The organism is Streptomyces oryzae, assembly GCF_017676365.1.
GTDB lineage: Bacteria > Actinomycetota > Actinomycetes > Streptomycetales > Streptomycetaceae > Streptomyces > Streptomyces oryzae.
The window spans coordinates 1-4,276 of record NZ_JADKMA010000328.1; the positions used below are offsets into that span (position 1 = coordinate 1).

4 protein-coding genes are annotated in these 4,276 nt (G+C 73.6%); 2 read left to right on the forward strand and 2 right to left on the reverse strand.

The window, feature by feature from the left end; all coding sequences use genetic code 11:
• Nucleotides 1-156 precede the first annotated feature (156 nt).
• The gene (locus ITI46_RS33445) at nucleotides 157-1,950 is read left to right on the forward strand and encodes a PspC domain-containing protein (RefSeq protein ID WP_209243706.1); all 1,794 of its coding nucleotides are present in this window, start codon (nucleotides 157-159) and stop codon (nucleotides 1,948-1,950) included.
• Nucleotides 1,947-2,162, forward strand: coding sequence for a hypothetical protein (locus tag ITI46_RS33450; protein WP_209243707.1), 216 nt, complete (start codon nucleotides 1,947-1,949; stop codon nucleotides 2,160-2,162). The genes ITI46_RS33445 and ITI46_RS33450 overlap by 4 nt, the downstream gene beginning before the upstream one ends.
• Nucleotides 2,163-2,212: 50 nt before the next feature.
• On the opposite strand, the gene ITI46_RS33455 is transcribed toward ITI46_RS33450, so the two are convergent.
• Nucleotides 2,213-2,782: a DoxX family protein gene (locus tag ITI46_RS33455; protein ID WP_209243708.1), complete on the reverse strand. Its 570-nt coding sequence runs from the start codon at nucleotides 2,780-2,782 to the stop codon at nucleotides 2,213-2,215.
• Nucleotides 2,783-2,920: 138 nt separating this feature from the next.
• Nucleotides 2,921-4,093: a hypothetical protein gene (locus tag ITI46_RS33460; protein ID WP_209243709.1), complete on the reverse strand. Its 1,173-nt coding sequence runs from the start codon at nucleotides 4,091-4,093 to the stop codon at nucleotides 2,921-2,923.
• Nucleotides 4,094-4,276 lie beyond the last annotated feature (183 nt).

The window sequence follows — 4,276 nt, forward strand, 5'->3', positions numbered from 1 at the left end:
GTCATGCTCCGATCGTCACACGGCTTCCGTGCCCGGACATCAGGGTTCTGCCCTGAGGCACCCCGGAGGCCGCGCCGGGGCCCTGCTGCGGATCTCAGGGATCGCTCGGGGTGGACCCCGATGCCTCACCGTGCCCGGGGCGCGACCATAGGGGCTATGAGCGAGGAGGAGCAGCACACGGCGGAGCACGCCGGCGGCGCTGATCGGGCGGGGCACGGGGCCGGGCCCGGCTCGGCCGGCGGCGGTGCGGCCGAGAGGGCTGCGGGTGGCAGTGTTGCGGCTGGTGCTGGTGCTGGTGCTGCCGACGGTGCTGCGGGCGGCGGCGGTGTAACGGGTGCTGGTGGGGCCGGGGGTGCCGGTGCCGTCGGCGGCGGCGCTGCGGATGGCGGCGCTGCGGATGGCGGCGCTGCGGATGGCGGCGGGGCCGGGTCCTGGGGGGCGCACAACTCCGTGCCGCCGTCGCGGCACGGGAAGTTGCGGCGGAGCCGTGCGCACAAGGTCGCGGGGGGCGTGTGCGGTGGACTGGGGCGGTACTTCGACCTCGATCCGGTGATTTTCCGCGTACCACTGGTCGTGCTGTCCGTGGTCGGTGGCCTCGGACTCATCTTCTACGGCTTCGCCTGGCTGCTCATCCCCGCCGAGGGGGAGACGCAGAACGAGGGACGGCGGCTGCTGTCCGGCCGGGTGGAGGGCAGCTCGCTGTCGGCGGTCCTGGTGGCACTGGTCGGCTGCGGCCTCTTCCTGGCCTCGCTCGGCAGCCGCAGCGTGCCCCTGTCGGTGCTGCTGATCGGCGTGGTGGCGGGAGCCGCGTACTGGTCGCGGCACCGACGGCAGGTCGAGGCCGCAGGCGCCGAGGGCGCGCAGATCGACCCCGCGACGGCTCACGCCGTCGCTGACGCGCCCCCCGAGGCGAAGGCACCACCCGTGCCGGCGCCCGCCTCCTGGTGGCGGGAGCCGCTCACCAAGGAGGCCGGAGCCGTCAAGGGCACCGGCCCCGCCTGGGGACGGGCAGGCGCTGCCACCGGCTATCTGTGGGGCCCCGAGGACGCCCTGCCGTACGCCGCACCGCCCAGTGTCCACGAACGCCTCGGAGCGCCCCCCGGCGTCCCGGCCGCCGCCGGGGCACCCGGTGGCAGACCGCCCGCCGATACGCGCCAGGGCGCCGGGTTCTCGCTGGGCGGACTCACCTTCCTGCTGGCGCTGCTGGCCGGCGGCATCGCCACGGCCGTCTCCTGGGACACCCAGCCGCTCGCCACCACCCTCACCGTCGGGCTGAGCTGCGCGCTGGGTGTCTTCGGTCTGGGACTCGCCCTCAGCGCGTTCGTCGGCCGTACAGGCCCTGGCACCATCGTGTGCATCGTGCTGACGGCCGGACTGCTGGCCGGCGCCGCCGTGCTGCCGGACGACATCTCCACGCACTTCCGCGACACCCGCTGGGTGCCCGCCTCGGTCAAGGAGGTCAAGGCGCGTTACGCGCTCGGCTCCGGCTCCGGCGAACTGGACCTGCGCGGTACGGGCCTGAAGGCGGGCCAGACGCTCCGCACCAGGACGCGGGTCGGCCTGGGCGAACTGAAGGTGGTCGTACCGAAGGACGCGGTGGTCGAGGTCCGTTCGGACGTCGACGTGGGAGATGTGGAGTTCCCCCGGGCTCTGGACAGCGACGGAGAGGTCATCTTCGACAAGGCGAGCGGTCTGGGGACGAAGCGGAAGCTGACCCTTCGCCCCCTGGGCGGCAAAAAGGCGAAGGGCAAGGTCGTGGTGGACCTGAGCGTCGGCGTCGGCCGCGCCGAGATCGTACGGGAGCTGCCCTCGGGCGCCCGGTCCGACAACCAGCAGGCGCCGGACCCCCCGGCGGCCCCGAGCGGGACCCCCACGCCGCCGAGCGGCCCGCCGACGCCGACCGGGGCCCCTGCGGCACCGAGTGAGTCCCCGGCGGGAGGGACCCGATGAGGCACCGCTTCGAACCCTCCCGTCTGCTGCTCGGCCTCACGATGTGCGCCGTCGCGGTGGTCTACCTGCTGGACGCGGCAGGCGAGGTGGAAGTCCCCTTCTGGGTGCTGCTGGTGGTGGTGCCCGTCTCACTGGTGCTGGCCGGTCTCACGGCTCTGGCGACGTTTCTGGTCCGCCGCTCGGTCTCCCGACGCCGGGAACTGCGCGAGTGAACGCACCGCGGACGCGCCCCACAGGGGCGCGGGGAACCATGCGAGAAGCCCTAGCCGAATATCTGCTGCCCCTTGCGCCGCCTGCGTACCGCCAGCAGCGAGTCCAGTGAGAACATCGGCGCCCCCGCCATCAGCAGGGGCAGCCACGCCATCAGATAGGGCAGGTCGTTGCCGTAGTAGTACGGATCGCTGGCCCAGCTCACCGTCAGCCACAGGCAGAGGGAGAGCAGCGCCCCGCCGGCCGCGGCAAGCCGGGCCCACAGCCCGCACAGGGTGCCGAGTCCGACGGCTATCTCCCCGGCGGCGACAGCCGTACCGAAACTCTGGGGACTTTGCTGCGCCAGTTCGACCAGCCATGTGGCAGCCGCGGAGTCGTGCACGCCCGACAGCGTTCCGGCGAACGAGCCGGGCCCGTCACCGGTGAGGAAGTCCGGGTCGGTCAGCTTGTCGATGCCGGCGTAGAGAAAGGTGATGCCGAGGAAGAGGCGCAGCGGAAGCAGCGCGAAGCGCGAGGCGCGACTGCGCAGCCCGTGGGGCGCCCCGACGACCGGCCCCGGATAGGCGCTGACCGCCTTGGCTCCGTCGTGGGCGCCGCCACCCACTGGCCCTGTCACAGACATCCGTCGACTCCCGCCTTCCGCAAACGCGTTCGGTGTGCGGAGGCGATTCTTCCCCCTGTGGCCACCCGGCTGGCAAGTGCCCGTCGGCCCTGCCCGGGATGCCGGGCCTGATGCCGGGCCTGATGCCGGGTCCGCCTGTCATTCGACCACGTCGATCGGGTATCGGTTCGTCTCCACCCCTGCCGCCGTGACCACCTGGACCTCCACCCGGCCCGGCTCCACCTCGACCGGGACCGGGACCGTCAGCGCGGTGTCGGCGGGGCTGCTGAAACCGCCGGGGACGGGGATGAGGGGGGCGTGCACATGGACGGTGCCGATCCGCACGACCATCCTTGCCAGCCTGTCGGCGGCCGTGGCGCCGGGAGGGACGAATCCGGCGCCGCGGATCTCGATGTCGTCACCCGTACGGATGGGGGAGTGCAGATCGCCGATCTCGCGCGCGCGGACGACCGAGAGGACGACGGGACGCCCGCCCTCGGCGTACTTCCCGGCCAGATACGTCGCGGCGGAGACGACGACCAGCAGCGCCAGCCCCCAGGGGAGATCGGGCAGTTGGTCCGGCTGGCGGGCCAGCCGGACCGCGGCGAAGACCACAGCGACCGCGCTGATGAGTACGTACTGCACATCCGCGAAGGCGCCGCGCCCCGCGTCGTCGGTGAGCAGGTCGGCGGCGTGCGGCCGGTCGGCGCGTACCTTCTGCAACCGCCTGCCCTGCACCCGTACCGCCACCGTACGGCGCACCACCACGGCCACCGCGCAAGTCAGTGCGAGCACCGTCACCACGCCCGCGCCCCGCGAGAGATCCAGGCCGGTCAGCAGCGCACGCCGCTCGTCGGGGCCGGAGGCCACGGCCAGCTCCACCGCCAGGACCAGCACAGCGAAGACCGACAGCAGCACCCAGCCGGCGGCCACCGTGCGCGAGGTGGACAGCCGGTTGTCCTCCCCGATGACGGGCGCCAGCACGCCGCCGCGCGCCCGGTGCAGCCAGGCCGCGACGGACAGCAGCCCGGCCGAGACGAAGGCAGCCACCAGACCGGCCGTCCGCCCGTTCGACCAGCCACCGGCGAGCGCCAGCAACAGCTCCACCAGCAGCAGCACCCCGACGGCGGCCCAAACGGCGAGCACGGTGCGCCGCCACAGCCGCATCACCCACGCCTCGCCCTCCTCGCGGCTCCGCTCGGCGACAGCGCGGGCGGCCTCGGTCAGCTCGTCCGAGACCCACTGGCGCGAGGCGCCCGCCGAGTGGGCCAGCCCCACGGGGATGCCTTCGCCCGAGGCCAGTTCGTCCCGCCGCCGCACGAAGGCGGCCAGCGCCTGGCGGTAGCCCTCCCGGACGCTGTTCGGGCAGTTGTCGCACTGGCACCGAGGCTTGGTGTCGCTGCCGGTGGAGCGCGGTTCGCCGGTGCTGCGGGACTCGCCGGTGGGGCGCGAGGGCGGGGGAGTGGAGGTGCGGGAGGGGGACGTGCCGGTGGATGGCGTGGAAGAGGAGGAGGG